At 61.9% G+C, this 21411-nt stretch carries 24 protein-coding genes; 15 read left to right on the top strand and 9 right to left on the bottom strand.

Annotated elements, in window-relative coordinates; all coding sequences use genetic code 11:
- Positions 1-30: 30 nt before the first annotated feature.
- Positions 31-1182 (top strand): DUF3095 domain-containing protein, encoded by a 1152-nt coding sequence (locus AB7813_RS16585; RefSeq protein WP_439065091.1) that lies wholly within the window; start codon positions 31-33, stop codon positions 1180-1182.
- 14 nt (positions 1183-1196) lie between these two features.
- Here the strand turns inward: AB7813_RS16585 and AB7813_RS16580 are convergent, their stop codons facing one another.
- Complete coding sequence (locus AB7813_RS16580; RefSeq protein ID WP_231079111.1) at positions 1197-1640, bottom strand: DUF2147 domain-containing protein; 444 nt, start codon at positions 1638-1640, stop codon at positions 1197-1199.
- Between the two features lie 144 nt (positions 1641-1784).
- Positions 1785-2309, bottom strand: a complete 525-nt coding sequence (locus AB7813_RS16575) for a GNAT family N-acetyltransferase (protein WP_093757224.1) — start codon at positions 2307-2309, stop codon at positions 1785-1787.
- Between the two features lie 116 nt (positions 2310-2425).
- Here AB7813_RS16575 and AB7813_RS16570 point away from each other — a divergent pair, with 116 nt between their 5' ends.
- The 12 genes from AB7813_RS16570 (at position 2426) to AB7813_RS16515 (ending at position 12092) form a co-directional block, all read left to right on the top strand.
- Positions 2426-3667 (top strand): MFS transporter, encoded by a 1242-nt coding sequence (locus tag AB7813_RS16570; protein WP_093757223.1) that lies wholly within the window; start codon positions 2426-2428, stop codon positions 3665-3667.
- Between the two features lie 106 nt (positions 3668-3773).
- Positions 3774-4373 carry a superoxide dismutase gene (locus tag AB7813_RS16565; RefSeq protein WP_093757222.1) on the top strand — a complete coding sequence of 200 codons (600 nt, stop codon included), beginning with the start codon at positions 3774-3776 and terminating at the stop codon, positions 4371-4373.
- A 170-nt stretch (positions 4374-4543) separates the two neighbouring features.
- Positions 4544-4918, top strand: coding sequence for a fluoride efflux transporter CrcB (gene crcB, locus AB7813_RS16560; protein ID WP_089265774.1), 375 nt, complete (start codon positions 4544-4546; stop codon positions 4916-4918).
- A gap of 90 nt (positions 4919-5008) precedes the next feature.
- Positions 5009-5221: a hypothetical protein gene (locus AB7813_RS16555; protein ID WP_439065090.1), complete on the top strand. Its 213-nt coding sequence runs from the start codon at positions 5009-5011 to the stop codon at positions 5219-5221.
- Positions 5218-5976 carry a metal ABC transporter ATP-binding protein gene (locus AB7813_RS16550; RefSeq protein ID WP_439068635.1) on the top strand — a complete coding sequence of 253 codons (759 nt, stop codon included), beginning with the start codon at positions 5218-5220 and terminating at the stop codon, positions 5974-5976. The genes AB7813_RS16555 and AB7813_RS16550 overlap by 4 nt, the downstream gene beginning before the upstream one ends.
- 5 nt (positions 5977-5981) lie before the next feature.
- Positions 5982-6851 (top strand): metal ABC transporter permease, encoded by an 870-nt coding sequence (locus AB7813_RS16545; protein WP_089265777.1) that lies wholly within the window; start codon positions 5982-5984, stop codon positions 6849-6851.
- A gap of 47 nt (positions 6852-6898) precedes the next feature.
- The gene (locus tag AB7813_RS16540; protein WP_439065910.1) at positions 6899-7744 is read left to right on the top strand and encodes a metal ABC transporter substrate-binding protein; all 846 of its coding nucleotides are present in this window, start codon (positions 6899-6901) and stop codon (positions 7742-7744) included.
- Positions 7745-7795: 51 nt separating this feature from the next.
- A complete protein-coding gene (locus AB7813_RS16535; RefSeq protein ID WP_184512079.1) occupies positions 7796-8839 on the top strand; it encodes a CobW family GTP-binding protein in 1044 nt (347 codons plus the stop codon).
- Positions 8839-9861, top strand: coding sequence for a WD40 repeat domain-containing protein (locus tag AB7813_RS16530; protein WP_420878672.1), 1023 nt, complete (start codon positions 8839-8841; stop codon positions 9859-9861). The genes AB7813_RS16535 and AB7813_RS16530 overlap by 1 nt, the downstream gene beginning before the upstream one ends.
- 95 nt (positions 9862-9956) lie before the next feature.
- The gene (locus AB7813_RS16525) at positions 9957-10673 is read left to right on the top strand and encodes an MgtC/SapB family protein (protein ID WP_089265780.1); all 717 of its coding nucleotides are present in this window, start codon (positions 9957-9959) and stop codon (positions 10671-10673) included.
- 111 nt (positions 10674-10784) lie between these two features.
- The gene (locus AB7813_RS16520) at positions 10785-11123 is read left to right on the top strand and encodes a hypothetical protein (RefSeq protein WP_439065088.1); all 339 of its coding nucleotides are present in this window, start codon (positions 10785-10787) and stop codon (positions 11121-11123) included.
- Between the two features lie 228 nt (positions 11124-11351).
- Positions 11352-12092, top strand: coding sequence for an acetoacetate decarboxylase (locus AB7813_RS16515; protein ID WP_439065087.1), 741 nt, complete (start codon positions 11352-11354; stop codon positions 12090-12092).
- A 121-nt stretch (positions 12093-12213) separates the two neighbouring features.
- Here the strand turns inward: AB7813_RS16515 and AB7813_RS16510 are convergent, their stop codons facing one another.
- The 7 genes from AB7813_RS16510 to AB7813_RS16480 all read right to left on the bottom strand — a co-directional run bounded on the left by AB7813_RS16510 (position 12214) and on the right by AB7813_RS16480 (position 18482).
- Entirely contained in the window at positions 12214-12543 is a 330-nt protein-coding gene (locus tag AB7813_RS16510; RefSeq protein ID WP_068728996.1) for a GIY-YIG nuclease family protein, read from the bottom strand.
- Positions 12544-12774: 231 nt separating this feature from the next.
- The gene (locus tag AB7813_RS16505) at positions 12775-14220 is read right to left on the bottom strand and encodes a homospermidine synthase (RefSeq protein WP_175367755.1); all 1446 of its coding nucleotides are present in this window, start codon (positions 14218-14220) and stop codon (positions 12775-12777) included.
- A gap of 128 nt (positions 14221-14348) precedes the next feature.
- Positions 14349-14753: a nucleoside diphosphate kinase regulator gene (gene rnk, locus AB7813_RS16500; RefSeq protein WP_439083986.1), complete on the bottom strand. Its 405-nt coding sequence runs from the start codon at positions 14751-14753 to the stop codon at positions 14349-14351.
- Between the two features lie 271 nt (positions 14754-15024).
- The gene (locus AB7813_RS16495) at positions 15025-15411 is read right to left on the bottom strand and encodes a RidA family protein (protein ID WP_175367756.1); all 387 of its coding nucleotides are present in this window, start codon (positions 15409-15411) and stop codon (positions 15025-15027) included.
- A 54-nt stretch (positions 15412-15465) separates the two neighbouring features.
- On the bottom strand, positions 15466-16062 hold the full coding sequence (locus AB7813_RS16490) for a GNAT family N-acetyltransferase (protein ID WP_439065086.1): 597 nt from the start codon (positions 16060-16062) through the stop codon (positions 15466-15468).
- Between the two features lie 148 nt (positions 16063-16210).
- Positions 16211-17353 (bottom strand): type III PLP-dependent enzyme, encoded by a 1143-nt coding sequence (locus AB7813_RS16485; RefSeq protein ID WP_068728986.1) that lies wholly within the window; start codon positions 17351-17353, stop codon positions 16211-16213.
- 877 nt (positions 17354-18230) lie between these two features.
- On the bottom strand, positions 18231-18482 hold the full coding sequence (locus AB7813_RS16480; RefSeq protein ID WP_068728984.1) for a hypothetical protein: 252 nt from the start codon (positions 18480-18482) through the stop codon (positions 18231-18233).
- 131 nt (positions 18483-18613) lie between these two features.
- Between AB7813_RS16480 and AB7813_RS16475 the strand changes: the two genes are divergently transcribed.
- Both AB7813_RS16475 and AB7813_RS16470 read left to right on the top strand, forming a co-directional pair.
- Complete coding sequence (locus AB7813_RS16475) at positions 18614-20704, top strand: M3 family metallopeptidase (RefSeq protein ID WP_184512073.1); 2091 nt, start codon at positions 18614-18616, stop codon at positions 20702-20704.
- A 13-nt stretch (positions 20705-20717) separates the two neighbouring features.
- Positions 20718-21353 carry a DUF1007 family protein gene (locus tag AB7813_RS16470; RefSeq protein ID WP_231079133.1) on the top strand — a complete coding sequence of 212 codons (636 nt, stop codon included), beginning with the start codon at positions 20718-20720 and terminating at the stop codon, positions 21351-21353.
- The last annotated feature ends 58 nt before the right edge of the window (positions 21354-21411 follow it).

The following is a 21411-nucleotide window of genomic DNA, read 5'->3' as shown; positions in this document are numbered from 1 at the left end:
CGCAACGTTGTCGCAGGATCATTTCGCACCATGACGACCGGCGTCAGCGCGTTTTACGACGGCATTTCAATATTTTACGGTTTCGACCGGGTGATGGACCCGGCTTTGTACATGCCGCTGCCGGATGACTGGATCATCGGCGTCGCCGATATCGTCGAATCCACCAAGGCCATCGCCGAACAGCGCTACAAGGCCGTCAACATGGCCGGCGCTGCCGTCATTGCTGCCGTGACCAACGCGTTGGACGGCCGCGAATTCCCCTTCGTGTTCGGCGGCGATGGCGCGAGCTTCGCAGTCTCGCCGGACGATCTCGATCGCGCCCGCGGGGCATTGGCGGCAACGGCCACCTGGGTGAAGCACGATCTCGATCTCGCGATGCGCGTGGCCCTGGTGCCGATCAAAGACATCCGCGCGCAGGGGCTGGATGTGCGCGTGGCGCGCTTTGGTCCATCGAAGAATGTGTCCTATGCGATGTTTTCCGGTGGCGGATTGGGCTGGGCAGAGGCCGCGATGAAGCGCGGCGAATTCGCGGTGACGCCGGCACCTGTCGGAACCTATCCCGATCTCTCCGGGCTCTCATGTCGCTTCGAGGAAATTCCATCGGCACATGGTTTGATTCTGTCGGTGTTGGTGACGGCTGCAGCGGGAGCCGACCCATCCGCATTTCGTCGCGTTATCGAAGACATCATCGCACTGGTCGAACGCAGTCCTAATGCGGGCCGTCCCGTGCCTGCCGGCGGCCCAGCGCTGAGGTGGCCGCCTGCGGGTCTCGGCTACGAAATCCGAGCTGGCCGCGGCGCGAAATCGCTGTCGCGCTTTCGTATCTGGGTGACGACGCGAACGCTGTTCGTTTTTGTGTTGATGCGTTTTGGCATTAGCGTCGGCGGCTTCGTGCCGAAGACCTATGTGCAGCAGTTGGTCGAGAACTCGGATTTCCGCAAATATGACGACAGCCTGCGCATGATTCTGGATTGCACGCCCGATCTCGAACGCGCGCTGGAGCAGCGTCTTGTTGCGGCGGGCTCGGAAGGAACGGTGCGCTATGGTCTGCACCGCCAGGATGCTGCGATGATGACGTGTTTCACACCGTCAGCCATCCGCAGCGATCACGTACATTTCATTGACGGCGCGCGCGGTGGCTATGCCTCGGCGGCCACCGCATTGAAGGCTATGTCAGTTTGAAAGAGATCGCCTGATCAGCGGCCGACGCGGGTCCAGTTTTCGCCGCCGCAGAATGCGCCGACGCAGCCTTCGACCTTCAGCGTGTTAGGGCCGACCAGCGCCACGTTGCTGGTATAGATCTTCCCGTCATCGGCATTGTAGATCCGGCCCGACCACGTGTTCGCTCCGGTTGGGCGCATATCGTAGAACAAGTGAATGCCGATCATCGAGCGCTTGGCTAGCGAGGGATCGGGATTCTTGTCGTCGATCGGCGGCTTGCCGGTCTGCGGATCGATCTTGTCGCGCAGCGAGACGACGGTGCCGCACAGGATGGTGCCGCATTTGCTGACCCGCACCTGCGCATCGCCGGCCTGGGTCTGCCAGACACCCGTTGCTTCGCCGCCCGATTGGGCTTGCGCAGCGGAGCCTGCGAACACTGCACCCAGCAATGCGATCATAACAGTGAATCTGGCGGCCATGCGTGTCTCCTCGGATCAGGCGGTCTGCATAACAAGAAATGGGATTTGTGCAATGCCGCGGCGATGCGTTTGAGACTACTCAGCGTCTCAAATGATCATGATCGATTCGATTTGACGCAGCTTGCTCAGGTCAACCGGTGGCGGTCACCACGGCAGCCCGCACAGGTCCATCTCGCCTTCATGCGGCGCTCGCTTCAGGTAGGACACCAGCGGGGTCATGACATCGAAGCGTACCCGCTCGCCGTGCTGTTCGGCATAGACCTCGCCGATGAACGGCTTCCAGTTGCGGCGGGTGTAGAAATCCAGATTGTGCGGTTCGCAGAACAGCAGCGCAAAATCGGTGGCGCGTTCGTCTTTCAGCGTATGGAGTGCGGCGGTGAGCGCCAGACTGGCCAGACCGCGACGACGATAGTCGGGATGCGTCACAACGCCGCCGATGCCGCCAATCCGCGTCTTGCGATCCTTCCATATGCCTTCGCGCCGATACAGGCCGACATGGCAGACCGGCTGTCCGTCGTCCTCCACGATGACCCGCAATTCGGGATAGGCGAAGACCACGTGTCCCCAGGGCAGTTTCTCGACCGCCTCGCGCGGCCAAACCAGGTCGAACAGCGGTTTGACACTCGGCCATGAGGCATCGCCGGTCACAATCTCGATTTCGATGCTCATTTCGGTCGCCACCTCTGCGCTTTGTGCAGCCCTTATAGGTCGGTCCGAGGGTAGTAAACCTGTCGAATCCAGTGCTTATCTGAGAATAATATTCTAGGTATCAAGGAAACGTTGGAATGACTGAGGCGGAGCTCTCCAAATACCAGCGCTGGGCGATTTTGGCCGGCGCGGCGACGCTGCTCAGCCTGGCCATGGGCATGCGCCAGAGCTTCGGCCTGTTTCAACCCTCGATTCTGCGCGACACCGCCATCACCACGGCTGATTTCTCCCTGGCCACCGCTTTGCAGAACGTGATCTGGGGCATCTCGCAGCCCTTCATCGGTGCTATCGCCGATCGTTTCGGCACCCGTCACGTCATGATCACCGGCGTTTTGATTTATGCCGCCGGTCTCGTCCTGATGATGGTCGCGACCACGCCGTTGGTGTTCACGCTTGGCGCCGGCCTTTGCGTCGGCCTCGCGCTGTCCTGCACGGCATCGAGCATGACCATGACGGTAGCTTCGCGCAGCGTCTCCGCCGCCAAGCGCAGCGTCACCATGGGCGCGGTGTCGGCTGCAGGTTCGCTCGGTCTCGTCATCGCGTCGCCGCTGGCGCAGACGCTGATCTCGACGGCGGGCTGGCAAGTGGCGCTGATCGGCTTTCTCGGCCTCGCTGCGGTGATGCTCCCCGCTGCGCTGTTTGCTGGCCAGTCTGACAAGATCGAACGCGCACCGGCGGATGAGCTGCAGCAATCTTTGGGAGAAGTGGTGCAGTCCGCACTCGGTCATTCCGGTTATATCGTGCTGGCGTTGTCGTTCTTTGTCTGCGGCCTGCAGCTAGTATTCATCACCACGCATCTGCCGAATTATCTGGCGATCTGCGGCCTCGACGCGTCGCTTGGCGCCACCGCGCTGGCAATAGTCGGTCTGTTCAATGTGTTTGGCTCCTATGCCTTTGGCTGGCTTGGCGGCCGTTATCCGAAGCAGATTTTGCTCGGCGGAATTTACATCGTTCGCTCGTTGGCGCTCGCCACTTATTTCTATTTTCCGGCGACGCCGACCACGACCATGGTCTTCGCAGCCGTGCTGGGGTCGCTCTGGCTCGGCGTGGTCCCGCTGGTGAACGGCCTCGTCGCGCAGCTGTTCGGGTTGCGCTTCATGGCGACACTCACGGGCATCGCCTTCCTCAGCCATCAGGCAGGATCTTTCCTGGGCGCCTGGGGCGGCGGCATGATCTTCTCTCATCTCGGCAATTACGATCGTGCCTGGCAATTCGCCGTCGTGATCGGGATGATCGCCGGATGCTTCCAGATGCTGATGAATGTGAAGCCGCCAGTGCGGCGCGATGCCGTCTCCGCCGCAATGCCGAGCGCGGCCTGATCGCGAAGCGATCGGGGATCGCAAAGATGGGAGTGTCGGAGCCGGGCGGAACCTTCTATAAGGGTTCCCGTTAAGCCAACTCTCCCATTATTGCGGATCTTGACCCATGACCTTCACGCTTCCCAATCTGCCTTACGCCTATGACGCGCTCGCGCCGCATATGTCGAAGGAAACGCTGGAATTCCATCACGATAAGCACCATCAGGCTTACGTGACCAACGGCAATAACCTGCTGAAGGGCACCGAATTCGAAGGCAAATCGCTTGAAGAAATCGTGAAGGGCTCGTTCGGCAAGAATGCCGCGCTCTTCAACAATGCCGGCCAGCACTACAACCATCTCCACTTCTGGAACTGGATGAAGCCGAACGGCGGTGGCGACAAGCTACCCGGCCGTCTGGAGAAGAAGATCACCGAGGATCTCGGCGGTCTCGAGAAGTTCAAGACCGACTTCGCCGCTGCAGGCGTTGGCCAGTTCGGCTCCGGCTGGGCCTGGCTCTCGGTCAAGAACGGCAAGCTGGAAATCTCCAAGACCGCGAACGGCGAAAGCCCGTTGGTCCATGGCGCGACCCCGATCCTCGGCGTCGACGTCTGGGAGCACTCCTACTACATCGACTATCGCAACCGTCGTCCCGACTATCTCAAGGCGTTCGTCGATCATCTCGTGAACTGGGAATATGTCGACGAGCAGTTCGGCAAGGCGGTCTGATCGCTTTCGATCTGCGTTTAATGACGCGCGGGAAGGGCGGTGGCGCAAGCTGCCGCCTTTTTTCGTTGTCGTGACGTTTTCGTGTCTTGGTTGACCTGCTGCGACTTGCCGCCGCAGGCACGCTGCGGCAAAACGGAATGACGTGAGCCACTAAGCGCAGCGGGTATTAGATGAATTATGTTTTGGTTTTTGTCGGCGGCGGCCTTGGCGCCACCTTGCGCCATGTCATCAACATGACCTGCGCTCGCTGCATGGGAGCGGCGTTCCCGTGGGGCACCTTCATCATCAACATCACTGGCTCCACGGTGATGGGCCTGATCGCCGGCTATCTCGCTTACAAGGGTGAGGCCTCGCAGCCCTGGCGCCTGTTCCTGATGACCGGCATCCTCGGCGGCTACACGACCTTTTCGGCCTTTTCACTGGATACGGCAGTGCTCTATGAGCGCGGCGAATTGGGCCTTGCCCTGGCCTATGTGCTGGGCTCAGTGGTGCTGTCGATTGCCGGGCTCTTTGCCGGCCTGGCGCTGGTCCGCCATTTCGCCTGATCCGCTCCGGGCTTGCGGTATGTTATAATATAACATAAATGACAGTGAGGCGTTTTGGCGCCGGGTTTCCACTGGCTCAGGCCCTATTTCATGGCGCATTCCCATTCCCACGGTCATGACCACTCCCATGGTCACGCGCACGGCCACGGTCATGCCCACAGCCATGGCCCGGCAAGCCCGCATCCGGCCCAGCCCGCGCCCTGGTCGATCCTGCGCATGACGTTGCCCGCACGGCTGGGGGCTGCGCTGGCGGTCTCCGCAGCGCTCTGGGCGGTGGTTCTGCTGGCGATGAGGCCATCATGACGGCACAGCTCGCTTTCCAGAACGTCACACTGGGCTATGACCGGCATCCGGCGGTGCATCACCTCAATGGCGAGATCGCCGCTGGCAGTTTGCTCGCGGTGGTCGGGCCGAACGGCGCCGGCAAATCCACGCTGTTTCGCGGCATCGTCGGCATCCTGAAGCCGCTGACGGGCGCGATCACACTTGGCGGCCTGAAGGCGCGCGACATCGCTTACCTGCCGCAGAGCGTCGATATCGACCGCACATTCCCTATTTCGGTGTTCGACTTCGTCGGCACAGGGCTTTGGCGCACGACCGGGATATTCGGCGGCCTTGGCAAGACCGCGCGTGCGCAAATAGGACAGGCGCTCGCCTCTGTCGGCCTCAATGGTTTCGAGAATCGCAATATCGGCACGCTGTCGGGCGGCCAGATGCAGCGGATGCTGTTTGCGCGGGTGTTGTTGCAGGACGCACGCGTTATCGTGCTCGACGAGCCGTTCAATGCGATCGATACCAAGACGTCGGCGGACCTGATTGCGCTGGTGCGTCACTGGCATGCCGAGAAGCGCACGGTGCTGGCGGCGCTGCACGATATGGAGATGGTGCGCGCGCATTTCCCGGAGACGCTGCTGCTGGCGCGCGGCTCCGTGGCCTGGGGATCGACCCAGCAGGTGCTGACGGCGGATAACCTGCTGGAGGCGCGGCGCATGTGCGAAGCCTTCGACGATGGCGCCGGCACCTGTGTTGTCGACGCCGCACACTCGTGGGCGGCCTGATCGACATGCTCTACGATGCGCTGATCGCGCCTTTCCTCGAATTCGAATTCATGCGCCGCGCGCTGGCCGGCGTGGTTGCGCTCGCGCTCGGCGGCGCGCCGATCGGCGTGTTCCTGATGCTGCGGCGGATGAGCCTTGTGGGCGATGCCATGGCGCATGCGATTCTGCCGGGGGCGGCGATCGGCTTCCTGTTCTCGGGGCTAAATCTGTTTGCGATGACGTTTGGCGGCCTGATTGCAGGCTTTTCCGTCGCTTTGCTGGCAGGGCTGGTGTCGCGCGTGACCGTTATCAAGGAAGACGCATCGCTTGCCGCGTTCTATCTCGTATCACTCGCAGTCGGCGTCACCATCGTTTCGATGCGCGGCACCAATATCGATCTGCTGCATGTGCTGTTTGGCAATATTCTCGCACTCGACGATCAGACGCTGCTGGTGATCGCGTTCAACGCGACGATCACGTTGGTTGTGATGGCGGTGATCTATCGGCCACTGGTGATCGAATGCGTCGATCCGGTGTTTCTGCGCACTGTCTCGCGCGCCGGTGCACCCGCGCATCTGGCGTTTCTCGCGCTGGTCGTCGTTAATCTCGTCAACGGCTTTCACGCGCTCGGTACGCTGCTCGCGGTGGGGCTGATGATCCTGCCGGCGGGCATCGCGCGGTTCTGGTCGCGCGATATCACGGGGATGATGATGATCTCCGTCGCGAGCGCGATGGTCTCCGGTTACTTCGGTCTGGTGCTGTCGTTCCAGACCAAGGTGCCGTCCGGTCCCGCGATCATTCTGGTCGCCGCGGTGCTCTACGTATTTTCGGTTTTGTTCGGCAATGTCAGTGGCTTGGTGAGGCAGTTATTCCCCGGCCGGCATCTTGAGGCGTAGGTGTGTCAGTCATGCGGAAATCCAGCATATTCGTGCTTTCTGCTATCATGTCGCTCGTCGCTGCGATCGTCCCGGCGCGTGCGCAGGACAAGATCGATGTCGTCGCGAGTTTCTCCATCCTGGGTGACTTCGTGCGCAATGTCGGTGGCGAGCGAGTCGCTGTCACGACCCTGGTCGGCCCGAATGGCGATGCGCATGTCTACACACCGACGCCGCGTGACGCGAAAAAGATCGCCGATGCGAAGCTCGTGGTGGTCAACGGCCTCGGCTTCGAGGGCTGGTTGCCGCGGCTGGTGAAATCATCCGGCGGCAAGGCTGTCATCGTCACCGCGACACAGGGCATCGCACCGCGCAAGCTCGACTCGCACGAGGATCCGCACGCCTGGCAATCGGTGGCCAATGCCAGGATCTATGTCGCAAACATTCGCGATGCGCTGGCCAAGGCCGATCCTGCCGGTGCCGACACCTACAAGGCGAACGCCGAGGCCTATCTCGCGAAGCTGACGGCCCTCGACAGTGATGTGAAGGCAGCCATCGCTACCATTCCCACGGTACACCGCAAGGTGATCTCGACCCATGACGCCTTCGGCTATTTCGCGGCGGCCTATGGCATCGAATTTATTGCGCCGCAGGGCGTTTCGACGGATTCGGAGCCCAGCGCCAAGGATATCGCGGTCATCATCACCCAGCTCAAGATCTCGAAAATTCCGGCGGTTTTTCTGGAAAACATCGCCGATCCCCGGCTGATGCGCCGGATCGCCGCCGAGACCGGGGCAAAAATCGGCGGAACGCTGTATTCGGACAGTCTGACGGCCGAAAACGGCGATGCACCCACTTACATTGATATGGTCAGGCACAATATAAAGGCGCTGACGAGCGCGCTGACCAGTTAGCGCAGGGGCACCCCTGCTGCCGGCGCTGCACAAGACCCCGCCGGAGAGATCATGTCTGAAGCGACTGCCAACAAAATTCCCGTGACCGTGCTGACCGGCTATCTCGGCGCCGGCAAGACCACGCTGTTGAACCGCATCCTGTCGGAAAACCACGGCAAGAAATACGCTGTGATCGTCAACGAGTTCGGCGAGATCGGTATCGACAACGATCTCATCATCGGCGCGGATGAAGAAGTTTTCGAGATGAACAACGGCTGCGTCTGCTGCACTGTCCGCGGCGACCTCGTGCGTATTCTCGACGGCCTGATGAAGCGCAAGGGCAAATTCGACGCCATCATCGTCGAGACCACGGGTCTCGCGGATCCGGCCCCGGTCGCGCAGACCTTCTTCGTCGACGAGGACGTGCAGGCCCATGCGCGGCTCGATGCCGTCGTGACCGTGGCCGATGCCAAGTGGCTGAGCGATCGCCTCAAGGACGCGCCGGAAGCCAAGAACCAGATCGCTTTCGCCGATGTCATCGTGCTCAACAAGATCGATCTCGTGTCGAAGCCTGAGCTCGCCGAAGTCGAGGCGCGCATTCGCGCCATCAACCCCTACGCCAAGCTGCACAAGACCGAACGCGCGCAGGTGAAGCTGTCCGATGTGCTGGAGCGTGGCGCCTTCGATCTCGATCGCATTCTGGAGATCGAACCGGAATTCCTCAATGCGGACGACGGTCACGATCATCATGACCACGATCACGGCCATCATCACCATCATGATCATGGCCACGGTGGTTTGAAGCACTATCACGACGAGGACATGCACTCGATGTCGCTGCGCACCGACAAGGCGCTCGATGCGTCGACCTTCATGCCCTGGCTGCAGGACCTGATGGCCAAGGAGGGCGGCAAGATTTTGCGCTCCAAGGGCATCCTGTCGTTCTCCGGCGATGACGAGCGCTATGTCTTCCAGGGCGTGCACATGATGCTCGAAGGCGATCATCAGCGGCCGTGGAAGGACGGCGAGAAGCGCGAAAGCCGTCTTGTCTTTATCGGTCGCGATCTGCCCGAGCAGCTGATCCGCGACGGCTTCGAACGCTGCATCCCCGCCTGATGATGTCCGATTTCAATCCGCTGCAGGAGCAGGAATCCATCGTTTCGGTCACCGACCGTGTGTTGCCGGTGGCCATCGGTGCGTCGGTCACATCAGTGCATTTTCTCGGCGACAAGGCAGCCTTTGTCGGCGCCGAAGAGAAAGTCACGCTGGTCGATCCGGCAGGCGCGATGTCGCCGGTCGAGGTCGCGTTCGGTGGCATCCTGTGCTCGACCTCCGACGGCAAGCGCATCGTGATGGGCTGCGACGACGGCAAGGTCGTCGTGCTCGACCGCGACGGCACAGTCTCGACCTTTGCGACCGACGCCAAGAGGCGCTGGATCGACAGTGTAGCTTTGCATCCCGACGGCGCTGTTGCGTGGTCGGCGGGCAAGACGGCCTTCGTGCAGGCGCCGAAGGGCGAAGTGAAATTCTTCGAGGTGCCATCGACCGTCGGCGGCCTTGCATTCGCGCCCAAAGGGCTGCGGCTCGCGATAGCCCACTACAACGGCGTGACGCTGTGGTTTCCCAACATGGCCGGCAATGCCGAAGTGCTGGAATGGGCCGGTTCGCATCTCGGCGTGACCTTCAGCCCGGACAACAAGTTTCTGGTCACCGCGATGCATGAGCCGGCGCTGCATGGCTGGCGTCTCGTGGACGGCAAGCACATGCGCATGACCGGCTATCCCGCACGCGTGCGCTCGATTTCCTGGAGCGCCGGCGGCAAGGGTCTCGCGACCTCGGGCGCCGATACGGTCATCATCTGGCCGTTTGCCAGCAAGGACGGCCCGATGGGCAAGGAGCCGGCGATGCTGGCGCCGCTCAAGGCCAAGGTCACCATGGTGGCCTGTCATCCCAAGCAGGACATCCTGGCCGCCGGTTACAGTGACGGCACCATCCTGATGGTCCGCATGACCGACGGCGCGGAAATTCTGGTACGCGCCAACAAGGGGCAGCCCGTCAGCGCGCTGGCCTGGAATGCCAAGGGTACGCTGCTGGCCTTCGCCGATCAGGACGGCGACGCGGGATTGCTGGAGCTGTAGTTCTTTCACCTCCCCTGTGGGGAGAGAGAGTCACGACGGTCGGTGCGAGGCGGCATTGTCATCCGCCCGTCACTTCCTGTACGCATGCAGACATCATGCGATTTTTGGCAACATTCCAGACCTACGACTTCCTCGACACGCTGCTCAGCCTGGCCACGGCCTTTGTGCTGGGCACGCTGATCGGTGCTGAGCGACAATATCGCCAGCGCACCGCGGGCCTGCGCACCAATGTGCTGGTGGCGCTCGGGGCGGCCGCTTTCGTCGATCTGGCAATGCAGCTGCACGGTGCCGATGGCGCGGTGCGCGTGATCGCCTATGTCGTCTCCGGCATCGGCTTTCTCGGCGCGGGCGTCATCATGAAGGAAGGCACCAATGTGCGCGGCCTCAATACGGCGGCGACGCTATGGAGTTCGGCCGCGGTGGGCTCCTGCGCCGGCGCGGACATGATCGCACAGGCTATCGCGCTTACATTTTTCGTGCTGGCCGGCAATACGTTGCTGCGGCCGCTGGTCAATGCGATCAACCGGGCGCCGCTGGACGCGAAGTCGTCGGAAGTGACCTATTACGTGCGGCTCACGGTCTCGCCCGAGGTGGTACCGGAGATGCGCGAGCGCCTGCAGGAGGCGCTGGAAGCCGCAAAATATCCGGTCGGCGATGTCGATGTGATCGAGCAGAGCGACACCCAGCAGGAGATCGTCGCCACGCTGGTCTCGACGGCCGTCGATCCCAAGGAGCTGGATGCCGTGGCCGCCCGGCTCGAGGCGTATGCCGGCGTGCGCAACGCCACATGGGACGTCAGCACCAAGGACTAGTCGTCCAAAAGAAGTCCAGTCCAGGGCGCCATCGGCGATCTGCGACTTTCCGGCTCGGGAACTTTGGCGGCCGGCTCCCGTTGTCACCGCACATTAACTGCGGTGGATGCCATGATCTCGACGACCCAGACGCGCGTGTTCCGGACTAATTTGGCGATCGCGATCTTGGCGACGGCTGCAGGATTGGGCGCATCGACGTCGGCAATGGCACGGCTCACGCTGACGCCACCATCCGCTCGATTTGCCCAGGCGACGCCGCCACTGCAGTCAACGCCGGGTGCCGAAAACAAGCCGTCGGCCCCCGCAGAACCCGCGACCACTGGCCAGCGCCCGCAGGAAACGCCGCCGCAGCCGGCGCGTCCGGATGCAGAAGCACGCGATGCCGGCGCCAAGCCGGCGCTGCCACCAGCGCCGGCTGAGAAGACCGCGCCGCCGATCACCACGAAATAGCGGAGCTTTCGAGGTCGCTGTCAAAGTCCCTCATGGTGAGGAGGCGCGTTTGCGCCGTCTCGAACCATGAGGCCGGGTTCTCCCAGTGTGCCGCCATCCTTCGAGACGCGCGCGAAGAGCGCGCTCCTCAGGATGAGGACGGTGTTTGTTGACGCTGCCCGCACAATAGTCTCGCCAGTTTCATCGACCGCCTTCATACTCCCTGCCAACAGTTTCATAGGGGGCACCATGAAGATCGAAGATATCAGGCGTAACGCCTATTCGATGCCGCTGACCAATCCGTCATTCCCGCGCGGGCCCTACAAATTCTACGACCGCGAATATTTCATCATCAGCTATCGCACCGACATGGACGCGCTGCAGGCTGTGGTGCCGGAGCCGCTGGAGATCGTCGACAACATCGTCAAATACGAATTCATCCGCATGCCCGATTCCACCGGCTTCGGCGACTATACCGAGACCGGGCAGGCGATTCCGGTCCGCCTCAACGGCGTCGAGGGCGTCTATATCCATTCGATGTATCTCGACGACGATGCGCCGATTGCCGGTGGCCGCGAGCTCTGGGGCTTCCCGAAGAAGCGCGCGACCCCGAAGATCGTGGTGGAGAGCGACGTGCTGGTCGGCACGCTGCATTACGGCTCCGTGCTCTGCGCTTCAGGCACTATGGGCTACAAGCACCGGCCGGTGGATCATGACACGGTGATGCATGCGCTGACGGTGCCGAACTTTATTCTGAAGATCATCCCGCAGGTCGATGGCACGCCGCGCATCTGCGAGCTGGTGCGCTATCACCTGGAAGAGATCAATCTCAAGGAAGCCTGGACCGGGCCTGCGGCACTCGGACTGTTCCCGCATGCGCTGGCGGATGTGGCGCGTTTGCCGGTGAAGGAGGTCGTGTCGGCATTGCACTTCAAGTGCGACCTGACGCTGGGATTGGGCGAAGTGGCGTTTGATTATCTGGCGAAATAGGAAGCGGGCGCCTCTGCCCGACCCTCATGGTGAGGAGGCGTTCTTGCGCCGTCTCGAACCATGAGGCCGAGGTGTCGAAGTGTGCGGCCATCCTTCGAGACGGCGCTGAAGAAGCGCCTCCTCAGGATGAGGGCTGAGCATGTGGTGGTTTCCGTAAGTGAGGTAACTTGCGTCGAGCAAGTTGCTTCAATATCGCGAAGTCGCCACGGATTAGCGCTTCCTTCTTCGCCCTGCTCCAGCGCTTGAGTTTACGCTCATTCTCGATCGCGTCGGTGATGCGCTCAAACCATTGCGAATACAACAGTTCGACAGGTCTGCGTGTAGACGTATAGCCGGGAAAGGTACCGGCGTTGTGCTGGGCTATTCTGATGTCGAGCGAGGTGCGTGTGATGCCGATGTAATAACTACCGTCGGCACACCTCACGATATAGAGAAACGCACCGTCCAGCATGGATCGGCTCCATTCTCTGAGAAATTGAAAGTTCCAATCTCAAGAATGGAGCAGTCGTTCGCACTGTCAAGTTGCTCTGCAGCCCAACCCTCATGGTGAGGAGGCGCTTCTTCAGCGCCGTCTCGAACCATGAGGGCACGGAGCCGAAGCCCGCGGCCATCCTTCGAGACGCAAATGGCGGCTGCGAGATGCAGCCGCCATTTGCTCCTCAGGATGAGGGCGGAGTGTTCGCTACCGCACCAGCACGTTTTTGAACTGCCACGGGTCGCTCGTGTCGATATCTTCCGGGAACAGGCCCGGACGGCCTTCGAGCGGCGTCCAGTCGGTGTAGTAGCCTTTCACCGGGCCGAGATAGGGTGTCTGGATCTCCAGCAGACGCTCGAAGTCGATCTCGTCGGCTTCGACGATGCCTTCGGTCGGGTGCTCCAGCGCCCACACCATGCCGCCGAGCACGGCCGAGGTTACCTGCAGGCCGGTGGCGTTCTGATAGGGCGCGAGTTCACGCGTCTCCTCGATGGAGAGCTGCGAGCCGAACCAGTAGGCATTGTTGTCGTGGCCGTAGAGCAGCACACCGAGTTCGTCGATACCGTCGACGATTTCGTTTTCGTCGAGGATGTGGTGCTTCGTCTGCATCTTGCCGGAGCCGAACATCTCGTGCAGCGACAGCACCGCATCGTCCGCCGGGTGATAGGCATAGTGGCAGGTCGGCCGGAACACCGCGGTGCCCGACGCGTCACGCACCGTGAAATAATCGGAGATCGAGATCGACTCGTTGTGGGTGACGAGGAAGCCGTATTGCGCGCCGCGCGTCGGGCACCAGGTGCGCACGCGCGTATTGGCGCCGGGCTGCATCAGGTAGATCGCAGCGCCGCAGCCGGCCTCATGGGTGTGTGCATTCTCCGGCATCCACTTTTCATGGGTGCCCCAGCCGAGTTCGGACGGCTGCACGCCTTCCGAGAGGAAGCCTTCGACCGACCAGGTGTTGACGAACACCTCCGGCGGCTTCGGCGACTTGGAGCGTTGCGTGTCGCGCTCGGCGATGTGGACGCCCTTGATACCGGCCTGCCGCATCAGGTCCGCCCATTCGGCCTTGGTCTTCGGCTGGGGGGCATTGAGCTTCAGGTCGGAAGCGACATTCAGCAGCGCCTGCTTGACGAAGAAGGAGACCATGCCGGGATTTGCGCCGCAGCAGGAGACCGCCGTGGTCGAGCCGGGCTTGCGGGCCTTCTTGGCGGCCAGCGTCGTTTCGCGCAAAGCGTAGTTGGAGCGCGCTTCGGCGCCCTTCGAGGCGTCGAAATAGAAGCCGAGCCAAGGCTCGTTGACCGTGTCGATGTAGAGCGCGCCGAGCTCGTTGCAGAGCTCCATGATATCGACCGAGCCGGTATCGACCGACAGGTTGACGCAAAAACCCTGGCCGCCGCCCTCAGTGAGGAGCGGCGTCAGCAGTTCGCGATAATTCTCCCTGGTCAGCCCCTGCTGGATGAAGCGCAGACCATGCTTGTCGCACAGCGCCTTGCGGCCCTCATCCTTGGGGTCGAGCACGGTGATGCGCGACTTGTCGTAGTCGAGATGCCGCTCGATCATCGGCACCATGCCCTTGCCGATCGAGCCGAAGCCGACGATCACGATGGGGCCGGTGATCTTCGCGTAGATCGGCGAGGCGGGGGATGAGGACATCAGCTTCTAACTCCAGACAGGATCAAGATGAACGCGCTGCGTCGTGCGCGGTTGGGAAAGGACAGTGACGATGTGACATCAGAATGAAATTTCGGGAATGAAATCTCGATGCCGGTATTAAATGCAGCTCAGCGGCGTATGCCGACCGAGAGAACGGTCAGCGAACGTGGTTCCCCCGAGGGCGTCTCGAATGTAATGGACTGCCCCGCAGAAAGGCCGATAAGCGCGGCTCCGATCGGGGTCAATACCGAAATTCGCCCGGCGTCCACGTCGGCGGAGGTCGGATAGACCAGTGTGACGTGCTTTTCCTGTCCGCTGATATCGTCGCGGAACGTCACATCGGACTCCATGCCGACGATTCCGGGCAATGGATGAGTGTCGGGCACGATCGTCGCGCGCTCAACTTCGTCGGCCAGAAAGTCGGCGGTCACGGGGTGCTTCTCTGCAGCGGCCTCGGCCAGTACGCCGAGACGCTCACCGTCGCTGCGGCGGAGTGTGATGGGCGGCAGCTCAGTGCGAAGGGAATGGATCATGGGTTTCACAGCCAAATGACGCCCGGCGCGCAAAGCGCCCGAGCATGCCAAGAATGATGAGGATGTTGAAATCGAACAAGCCCGGACGGCACGCGCGCGTGCGCCCGGGTCACATTCCTGCTTGAAGGTGACCGGCGCGGAGCAGTAAGCGGTTGCGGGGCAGGTTCGTCATGATGGCCGAAACCTATGTATCCTGCAGTGAAAGTCAACCGGCGATGGCGCCGTTGCTAGCAGCGACGTCAAACGGGTGTGTCTGACGCGCGGTTGACGATCAGCTGCGCCGCTTGGCGGTGACTTCGATTTCGACTTTCATCTCGGGCTTGTAGAGCCCGGAGACCACGAGGAGCGTGGCAGCGGGCCTGATCTCGCCGAGATGGGCACCGGTCACCGCAAACACCTTGTCGGCGTCGCTGGCGTCCGTGATGTAGTAGATCGCACGCACGATATCGGCCATGGCAAAGCCGGCCTCCTTCAGCGCGGCTTCAATGGTCTTGAAGCAGTTCTGTGTCTGTGCCGTGATATCTGCCGGCAAGATCATGGTGGTGTAATCGTAGCCGGTGGTTCCGGACACGAAGCAGAAATCGCCGTCGACCACGGCGCGGCTATAGCCAGCGGTCTTTTCGAACGGCGATCCGGTGGAAATCAGTTTGCGCGTCATTACCGGGCTCTCCTGCGGAGGTGAGCTCCGCAATGCCGTGTCTTGGTGGTCAAATCAAGCCGCGTGGGCCAGATCGGCAGGCTCAGCAGCCTTGCGGACCCATTTACCGCTTCCGAAGATGATGCCGCGGGCGCCATCCAGCGCTCCGGGCTTCAGTTCAAGGCCGAGCAGGCGATCGCGCTCGAACGGCCCGGGCAGCGCCAGATCGGTCATTTTCCGGGGCATGAAGCCGAAGCGGGCGTAATAAGGTGCATCGCCGAGCAGCACGATGGCGCCATGGCCGCGCGCCGAGGCCTCGGCGATCGCGTGATTCATCAACGCGGCGCCAAGGCCAAGGTCGCGGGCACCCGGATCGACCGCCAGGGGGCCGAGCATCAACGCAGCTCGGCCCCCGGCGTCGACATGCCAAAGCCTGATCGTGCCGACCAGCCTGCCTTGCACCACCGCCGAGAAGGCCAGGCCTTCGGCGGGCAGTCGTCCGTCACGCAGTCGCTGGCAGGTGCGGGCATGGCGCGAAGCGCCGAAGCACACATCCAGCAGAGATTCACGGGCGGCGACGTCGGAGCCACGTTCCGCACGGATCTCGTACGAAGGGGCTGCGATGGGCAAAGCAACAGTGTTGTTGGTGGCGGTCTCGTGCAGATCGGTCATGGCATGTCGGTCCCCACTCCGTTTTTCACACGGAGTGTTGTCATCCAGAATTGGAAGGTGACGGGATGAGAGCCGGCGGGCCGGCTCTCCGATTAGTCATATCCGGGGTGGACGCCGGATATAGTGAGCGAACTTAAATTTGCAACGCTCAGATATGGAAGGTGCGCAGCGGCGGGAAGCCGTTGAACGCCACTGCCGAGTAGGTCGACGTATAGGCGCCGGTGCCTTCGATCAGCAGCTTGTCGCCGATCTCGAGAGTCACGGGCAGCGGATACGGCAGCTTCTCATACATCACGTCGGCCGAATCGCAGGTCGGGCCGGCGAGCACGCAGGGCGTCATCTCGGCGCCGTCATGCGGCGTCTTGATGGCGTAGCGGATCGACTCGTCCATGGTCTCGGCGAGACCGCCGAACTTGCCAATGTCCAGGTACACCCAGCGCACGTCGTCCTCGTCGCTCTTCTTCGAGATCAGAACGACTTCGGCTTCGATGATACCGGCATTGCCGACCATGCCGCGCCCCGGCTCGATGATGGTCTCCGGAATCGCGTTGCCGAAGTGCTTGCGCAGCGCACGGAAGATCGAACGGCCGTACTGCACGACCGCCGGGACTTCCTTGAGGTACTTGGTCGGGAAGCCACCGCCCATATTGACCATGGACAGGTTGATCCCGCGCTCGGCGCAGTCACGGAACACCGACGAGGCCATCGCCAGCGCACGGTCCCATGCCTTCACCTTGCGCTGCTGCGAGCCGACATGGAACGAGATGCCATAGGGCTCCAGGCCAAGACGCTTGGCGAGGTCCAGCACGTCGACAGCCATTTCCGGATCGCAGCCGAACTTGCGCGACAGCGGCCACTCGGCGCCGGCGCAATCGTAGAGAATGCGGCAGAACACGCGGGCGCCAGGAGCTGCACGCGCGATCTTCTCGACCTCAGCGGCGCAGTCGACCGAGAACAGGCCGATGCCGAGCGCGTGGGCGCGCGCGATATCGCGTTCCTTCTTGATGGTGTTGCCGAAGGAGATGCGGTCCGGCGTGGCGCCAGCGTCGAGCGCCATCTGGATTTCCTGCACCGACGCACAGTCGAAGCACGAGCCCATCGAGGCCAGCAGCGACAGCACTTCCGGCGCCGGATTTGCCTTCACCGCGTAGAACACGCGGCTATCAGGCAAAGCCTTCGCAAAGCTCTGGAAGTTGTCGCGCACGACTTCGAGGTCGACGACGAGGCACGGCTCGACATCGGTGCCCTCGTTGCGGCGGGCGCGGAGGAATTCCTGAATACGTTCGGTCATAGCACTCTCCCAAACGGCCCCGCGAAAGGGTCACGTTCAAAAAATGATGACGGTTCAGCGCTTTCGGACCCAGGCACGCGATGGAGGCGTGACAAAGCCAAAAGTACAGACCGTAAGTGCTGCCGTGGATTGGTTGGGGGTGACCCTACCGCACACCTGGCAATGAAGGACAAGCCTCTTCGGTATTCGCGCTGGCTGTTGGAAAGCCAGCAGAGACCAAAAAAGCCCGCTCCGTCGTTGCTTTAAGTCGCGTCCCCCGTTGAGAACGAGGTGCGCCGGTTCGCCTCCGGCTGCCAGTCACGGTTGCAAAGAACAAAGTCACCTTCAACGGCATCTCTGGAGAGAGATGCTGGCCTTTCGCAAAACTCCGCGAACGACCCTCGGCTTCTTCATCCCTTGGCGGCTGTCCGGCCTCTTGTCCGGATACCTACCGACTGACACACGACCACAGGCACGTGCGAAATTGGGCAAGACCGGAAATAGGTTCTTTGACCCTGCTACGCAACAATTTTTTTGGGCTGTGGGGCATTTTATTCAACGCCATCGCGCAGCGTTGCAAACGAGACGCACTCAGCGCGCTCAACATGAACGGATGTTAAGTTCGGTTAAGGAATTGGAGTGGTGTGAGGCTGGTGTGGAGTGCTGAACTACACCAGCGTCATGGTTCTGTAGTCGTCCTCTCGTGCGGCTGTCATCTCGCTCTCGGTTGTTGTTCTCCGCGAAAGCGGAGAATCCCATAAACGCTGTAATCAGCGACGAATCGCGAACCGCGCCGGTTACTGGGGCGCCCAATTCAAGCGCGCAATTGCGCGCCTGGCTGGGCGATGACAGTCGAGTGTGAGAAGCCGGAGAGTGGAGTTGCGCGGGCGCAGAGCGATCAGCCGCGGCGGGTGAACGGCTCGATCCGTGCGGCGGTGCGCAGGAAGGCGACCATGATGGCGACGCCGCACAGGAACAGGCAAACCTGGAGGATGTGTTCGCCGGTGGTGGAGAGGCCGAACAGGATCGACAGCGCCCAGCCGCCCGCGAAGGCGGCGCCGAACACTTCCGCGCCGATCAGGATCGCCGCCGAGATGACGGTGATGACGCTGGGCCAGTAGATGCGGCGAGGGGCGGTGGAGGTGGTCATAATCTCAAGGTCCTGTTTCGGGCCGCAATCTCTCCGAAAAAGCCTGCTGCGGCAAGCACTAAAGGGCCCAAAAAAGCCCCATCGCGTGGTATAGATCGACGCATTCTATGGGCTTCAAAGCAGGATTTCTTATGTCAGAAACGTCGGTCTCGCCGGTTGCGTCGAAAGGTCTCGAAAATCCGCTTCTGAAAGCCTGGCAGACCCCGTTCGAGACCCCGCCGTTCGACGAGATCAAGCCCGAGCACTTCATGCCGGCCTTCGAACAGGCGTTTTTCGACCATTCGGCCGAGATTGCCGCGATCGTGAACGATCCGGCCGCGCCTGACTTCGCCAATACGATCACGGCGCTGGAGCGCTCCGGCAAGTTGCTCAGCCGTGTGGCATCGGTGTTCTACGATCTGGTGTCGGCGCATTCCAATCCGGCGATCCTGGAGATCGACAAGGACGTGTCGTCGCGGATGGCGCGGCACTGGAATCCGATCATGATGAATGCCGTGTTGTTCGGCCGCATCGTGGCGCTGCATGACAAACGCGCCGAGCTCGGCCTCACCACCGAACAGATGCGTCTCCTGGAGCGGACCTATACCCGCTTCCACCGCTCCGGCGCCGGCCTCGACGAGACCGCCAAGGCGCGGATGGCCGAGATCAACGAGCGCCTGGCGCATCTCGGCACCAGTTTCAGCCATCATCTGCTCGGCGACGAGCAGGAGTGGTTCATGGAGCTGGGCGAGGGCGACCTCGATGGGCTCGCCGAGAGCTTCGTCGCCTCTGCCAGGGCCTCGGCTGATGAGCGCGGCATGACTGGCAAGGCGATCATCACCACGTCGCGGTCCTCGATGGAGCCGTTCCTGAAAAGCGCGGCGCGGCGCGACCTGCGCGAGAAGGCCTACAAGGCCTTCATCCAGCGCGGCAACAATGGCAACGCCAATGACAATAACGAGACGATCGTCGAAATCCTGAAGCTGCGCGAGGAGACCGCGAAAATCCTGGGCTTCCCGACCTTCGCGGCCTACCGGCTGGAGGATTCCATGGCCAAGACGCCGGAGGCCGTGCGCGGTCTGCTGGAGCGCGTCTGGAAGCCAGCCCGCGCCCGCGCGCTGGCCGATCGCGATGCGCTGCAGGAGCTGATTGCGGAGGAGGGTGGCAACTTTAAGCTCGCTGCCTGGGATTGGCGCTATTACGCCGAGAAGCTGCGCCAGCGCCGCGCCAATTTCGATGATGCGGCGATCAAGCCTTATCTGACCCTCGACAATATGATCGCGGCGCAATTCGACACCGCGACGCGCTTGTTCGGCATCACCTTCGCCGAGCGCAAGGACGTGCCGGTCTGGCATCCCGACGTCCGCGTCTGGGAGGTCAAGGATGCCAAGGGGGCGCTCAAGGCGATCTTCTATGGCGACTACTTCGCCCGCCCGTCGAAGCGCTCCGGCGCCTGGATGACCTCGCTGCGCGACCAGCAGAAGCTCGACGGCGACGTGGCGCCGCTGGTGCTGAACATCTGCAATTTCGCCAAGGGCACCGACGGCCAGCCATCGCTGCTGTCGCCGGACGATGCGCGCACGCTGTTCCACGAATTCGGCCACGGCCTGCACGGGATGCTGTCCAACGTCACCTATCCCTCGCTGTCGGGGACGTCGGTGTTCACCGACTTCGTCGAACTACCGTCGCAACTCTATGAACACTGGCAGGAGCAGCCGCAGGTGCTGCAGACTTTTGCCAAGCACTACCAGACCGGCGAGCCGCTGCCCGACGATCTGCTGAAGCGGTTCATCGCTGCCCGCAAGTTCAACCAGGGCTTTGCCACGGTAGAATTCGTATCCTCGGCGCTGATCGATCTCGAATTCCACACCCAGCCGGCCTCGGCCTCCGCCGATGTCGCGGCCTTCGAGAAGAAGGAGCTGGAGAAGATCGGCATGCCCGAGGAAATCGCGCTGCGACACCGGCCGACGCAATTCGGGCACATCTTCTCCGGCGATCACTATGCGTCTGGCTACTACAGCTACATGTGGTCCGAAGTGATGGATGCGGACGCCTTCGGCGCCTTCGAGGAAGCCGGCAACATCTTCGATCCCGCAGTGGCCAAGCGGCTGCATGACGACATCTATTCGTCGGGCGGTTCGGTCGATCCCGAAGCAGCCTATATCGCGTTCCGCGGCCGTGCCCCCGCGCCGGATGCGCTGCTGCGGCGGCGCGGGTTGTTGGAAGAGCCTGAGGCGGCGTGAGGTGATACTTCTGATGAACCGCTTTTTGGGTCTGATCGCGATCGTTGTTGCGCTGGCTGGCGGCATCACCGCCGCCTCGGCCCACCCGCATGTCTTCGTCACGGCATCCAGCGAACTGATCTACGCGCCGGACGGCACCATCACCGGCGTGCGCCATGCCTGGGTATTCGACGACATGTTCTCGACCTATGCGCTGCAGGGCATCGAGAGCAAGACCAAGGGCGTCTATACCCGCGAGGAGCTGGCGCCGCTGGCACAGACCAATGTGGAGTCGCTGAAGGAATTCGCCTTCTTCACCTTCGCCAAGGTGGAGGGCAAGAAGCAGCGCTTCAACGATCCCGTCGACTATTATCTGGAGAAGCGTGACGCCGCGCTGGTGCTGCACTTCACGCTGCCGTTCAAGACGCCGTTCAAGGCCAAGAAGATGGAACTCGAAATCTTCGATCCGAGCTTCTTCGTCGATTTCGGTCTGGAGAAGAAAGACCCCATCAAGCTGGCCGGCGCGCCGGCCTCCTGCACGATGGCGATCCAGCGCCCGTCGGACGGCGCCGCCAAGGCGCAGACCATGAACGAAGACACTTTCATGAATGGCGAGAACAGCAATTACGGCGCCATGTTCGCTAACAAGATCACGGTCGATTGCCCATGAGTGTAACTTCATCGACAGGTCTCTCCCCGCGTCATGCCCGGGCTTGTCCCGGGCATCC

The sequence above is a fragment of the Tardiphaga sp. 20_F10_N6_6 genome (assembly GCF_052076045.1).
GTDB lineage: Bacteria > Pseudomonadota > Alphaproteobacteria > Rhizobiales > Xanthobacteraceae > Tardiphaga > Tardiphaga robiniae.
This window is presented reverse-complemented; position numbering and strand designations above follow the sequence as displayed.

What these genes read in the sequence shown, in the direction of transcription:
- AB7813_RS16550 (WP_439068635.1), top strand. Translation starts at nt 5,218, where the DNA reads ATGACGGCACAGCTCGCTTTCCAGAACGTCACACTGGGCTATGACCGG.
- AB7813_RS16480 (WP_068728984.1), bottom strand. Translation starts at nt 18,482, where the DNA reads ATGACCACCTCCACCGCCCCTCGCCGCATCTACTGGCCCAGCGTCATC.
- AB7813_RS16530 (WP_420878672.1), top strand. Translation starts at nt 8,839, where the DNA reads ATGATGTCCGATTTCAATCCGCTGCAGGAGCAGGAATCCATCGTTTCG.
- AB7813_RS16510 (WP_068728996.1), bottom strand. Translation starts at nt 12,543, where the DNA reads ATGCTGGACGGTGCGTTTCTCTATATCGTGAGGTGTGCCGACGGTAGT.
- AB7813_RS16515 (WP_439065087.1), top strand. Translation starts at nt 11,352, where the DNA reads ATGAAGATCGAAGATATCAGGCGTAACGCCTATTCGATGCCGCTGACC.
- crcB (WP_089265774.1), top strand. Translation starts at nt 4,544, where the DNA reads ATGAATTATGTTTTGGTTTTTGTCGGCGGCGGCCTTGGCGCCACCTTG.
- AB7813_RS16585 (WP_439065091.1), top strand. Translation starts at nt 31, where the DNA reads ATGACGACCGGCGTCAGCGCGTTTTACGACGGCATTTCAATATTTTAC.
- rnk (WP_439083986.1), bottom strand. Translation starts at nt 14,753, where the DNA reads ATGATCCATTCCCTTCGCACTGAGCTGCCGCCCATCACACTCCGCCGC.
- AB7813_RS16570 (WP_093757223.1), top strand. Translation starts at nt 2,426, where the DNA reads ATGACTGAGGCGGAGCTCTCCAAATACCAGCGCTGGGCGATTTTGGCC.
- AB7813_RS16505 (WP_175367755.1), bottom strand. Translation starts at nt 14,220, where the DNA reads ATGTCCTCATCCCCCGCCTCGCCGATCTACGCGAAGATCACCGGCCCC.
- AB7813_RS16575 (WP_093757224.1), bottom strand. Translation starts at nt 2,309, where the DNA reads ATGAGCATCGAAATCGAGATTGTGACCGGCGATGCCTCATGGCCGAGT.
- AB7813_RS16525 (WP_089265780.1), top strand. Translation starts at nt 9,957, where the DNA reads ATGCGATTTTTGGCAACATTCCAGACCTACGACTTCCTCGACACGCTG.
- AB7813_RS16565 (WP_093757222.1), top strand. Translation starts at nt 3,774, where the DNA reads ATGACCTTCACGCTTCCCAATCTGCCTTACGCCTATGACGCGCTCGCG.
- AB7813_RS16470 (WP_231079133.1), top strand. Translation starts at nt 20,718, where the DNA reads ATGAACCGCTTTTTGGGTCTGATCGCGATCGTTGTTGCGCTGGCTGGC.
- AB7813_RS16580 (WP_231079111.1), bottom strand. Translation starts at nt 1,640, where the DNA reads ATGGCCGCCAGATTCACTGTTATGATCGCATTGCTGGGTGCAGTGTTC.
- AB7813_RS16475 (WP_184512073.1), top strand. Translation starts at nt 18,614, where the DNA reads ATGTCAGAAACGTCGGTCTCGCCGGTTGCGTCGAAAGGTCTCGAAAAT.
- AB7813_RS16520 (WP_439065088.1), top strand. Translation starts at nt 10,785, where the DNA reads ATGATCTCGACGACCCAGACGCGCGTGTTCCGGACTAATTTGGCGATC.
- AB7813_RS16485 (WP_068728986.1), bottom strand. Translation starts at nt 17,353, where the DNA reads ATGACCGAACGTATTCAGGAATTCCTCCGCGCCCGCCGCAACGAGGGC.
- AB7813_RS16545 (WP_089265777.1), top strand. Translation starts at nt 5,982, where the DNA reads ATGCTCTACGATGCGCTGATCGCGCCTTTCCTCGAATTCGAATTCATG.
- AB7813_RS16555 (WP_439065090.1), top strand. Translation starts at nt 5,009, where the DNA reads ATGGCGCATTCCCATTCCCACGGTCATGACCACTCCCATGGTCACGCG.
- AB7813_RS16540 (WP_439065910.1), top strand. Translation starts at nt 6,899, where the DNA reads ATGTCGCTCGTCGCTGCGATCGTCCCGGCGCGTGCGCAGGACAAGATC.
- AB7813_RS16490 (WP_439065086.1), bottom strand. Translation starts at nt 16,062, where the DNA reads ATGACCGATCTGCACGAGACCGCCACCAACAACACTGTTGCTTTGCCC.
- AB7813_RS16535 (WP_184512079.1), top strand. Translation starts at nt 7,796, where the DNA reads ATGTCTGAAGCGACTGCCAACAAAATTCCCGTGACCGTGCTGACCGGC.
- AB7813_RS16495 (WP_175367756.1), bottom strand. Translation starts at nt 15,411, where the DNA reads ATGACGCGCAAACTGATTTCCACCGGATCGCCGTTCGAAAAGACCGCT.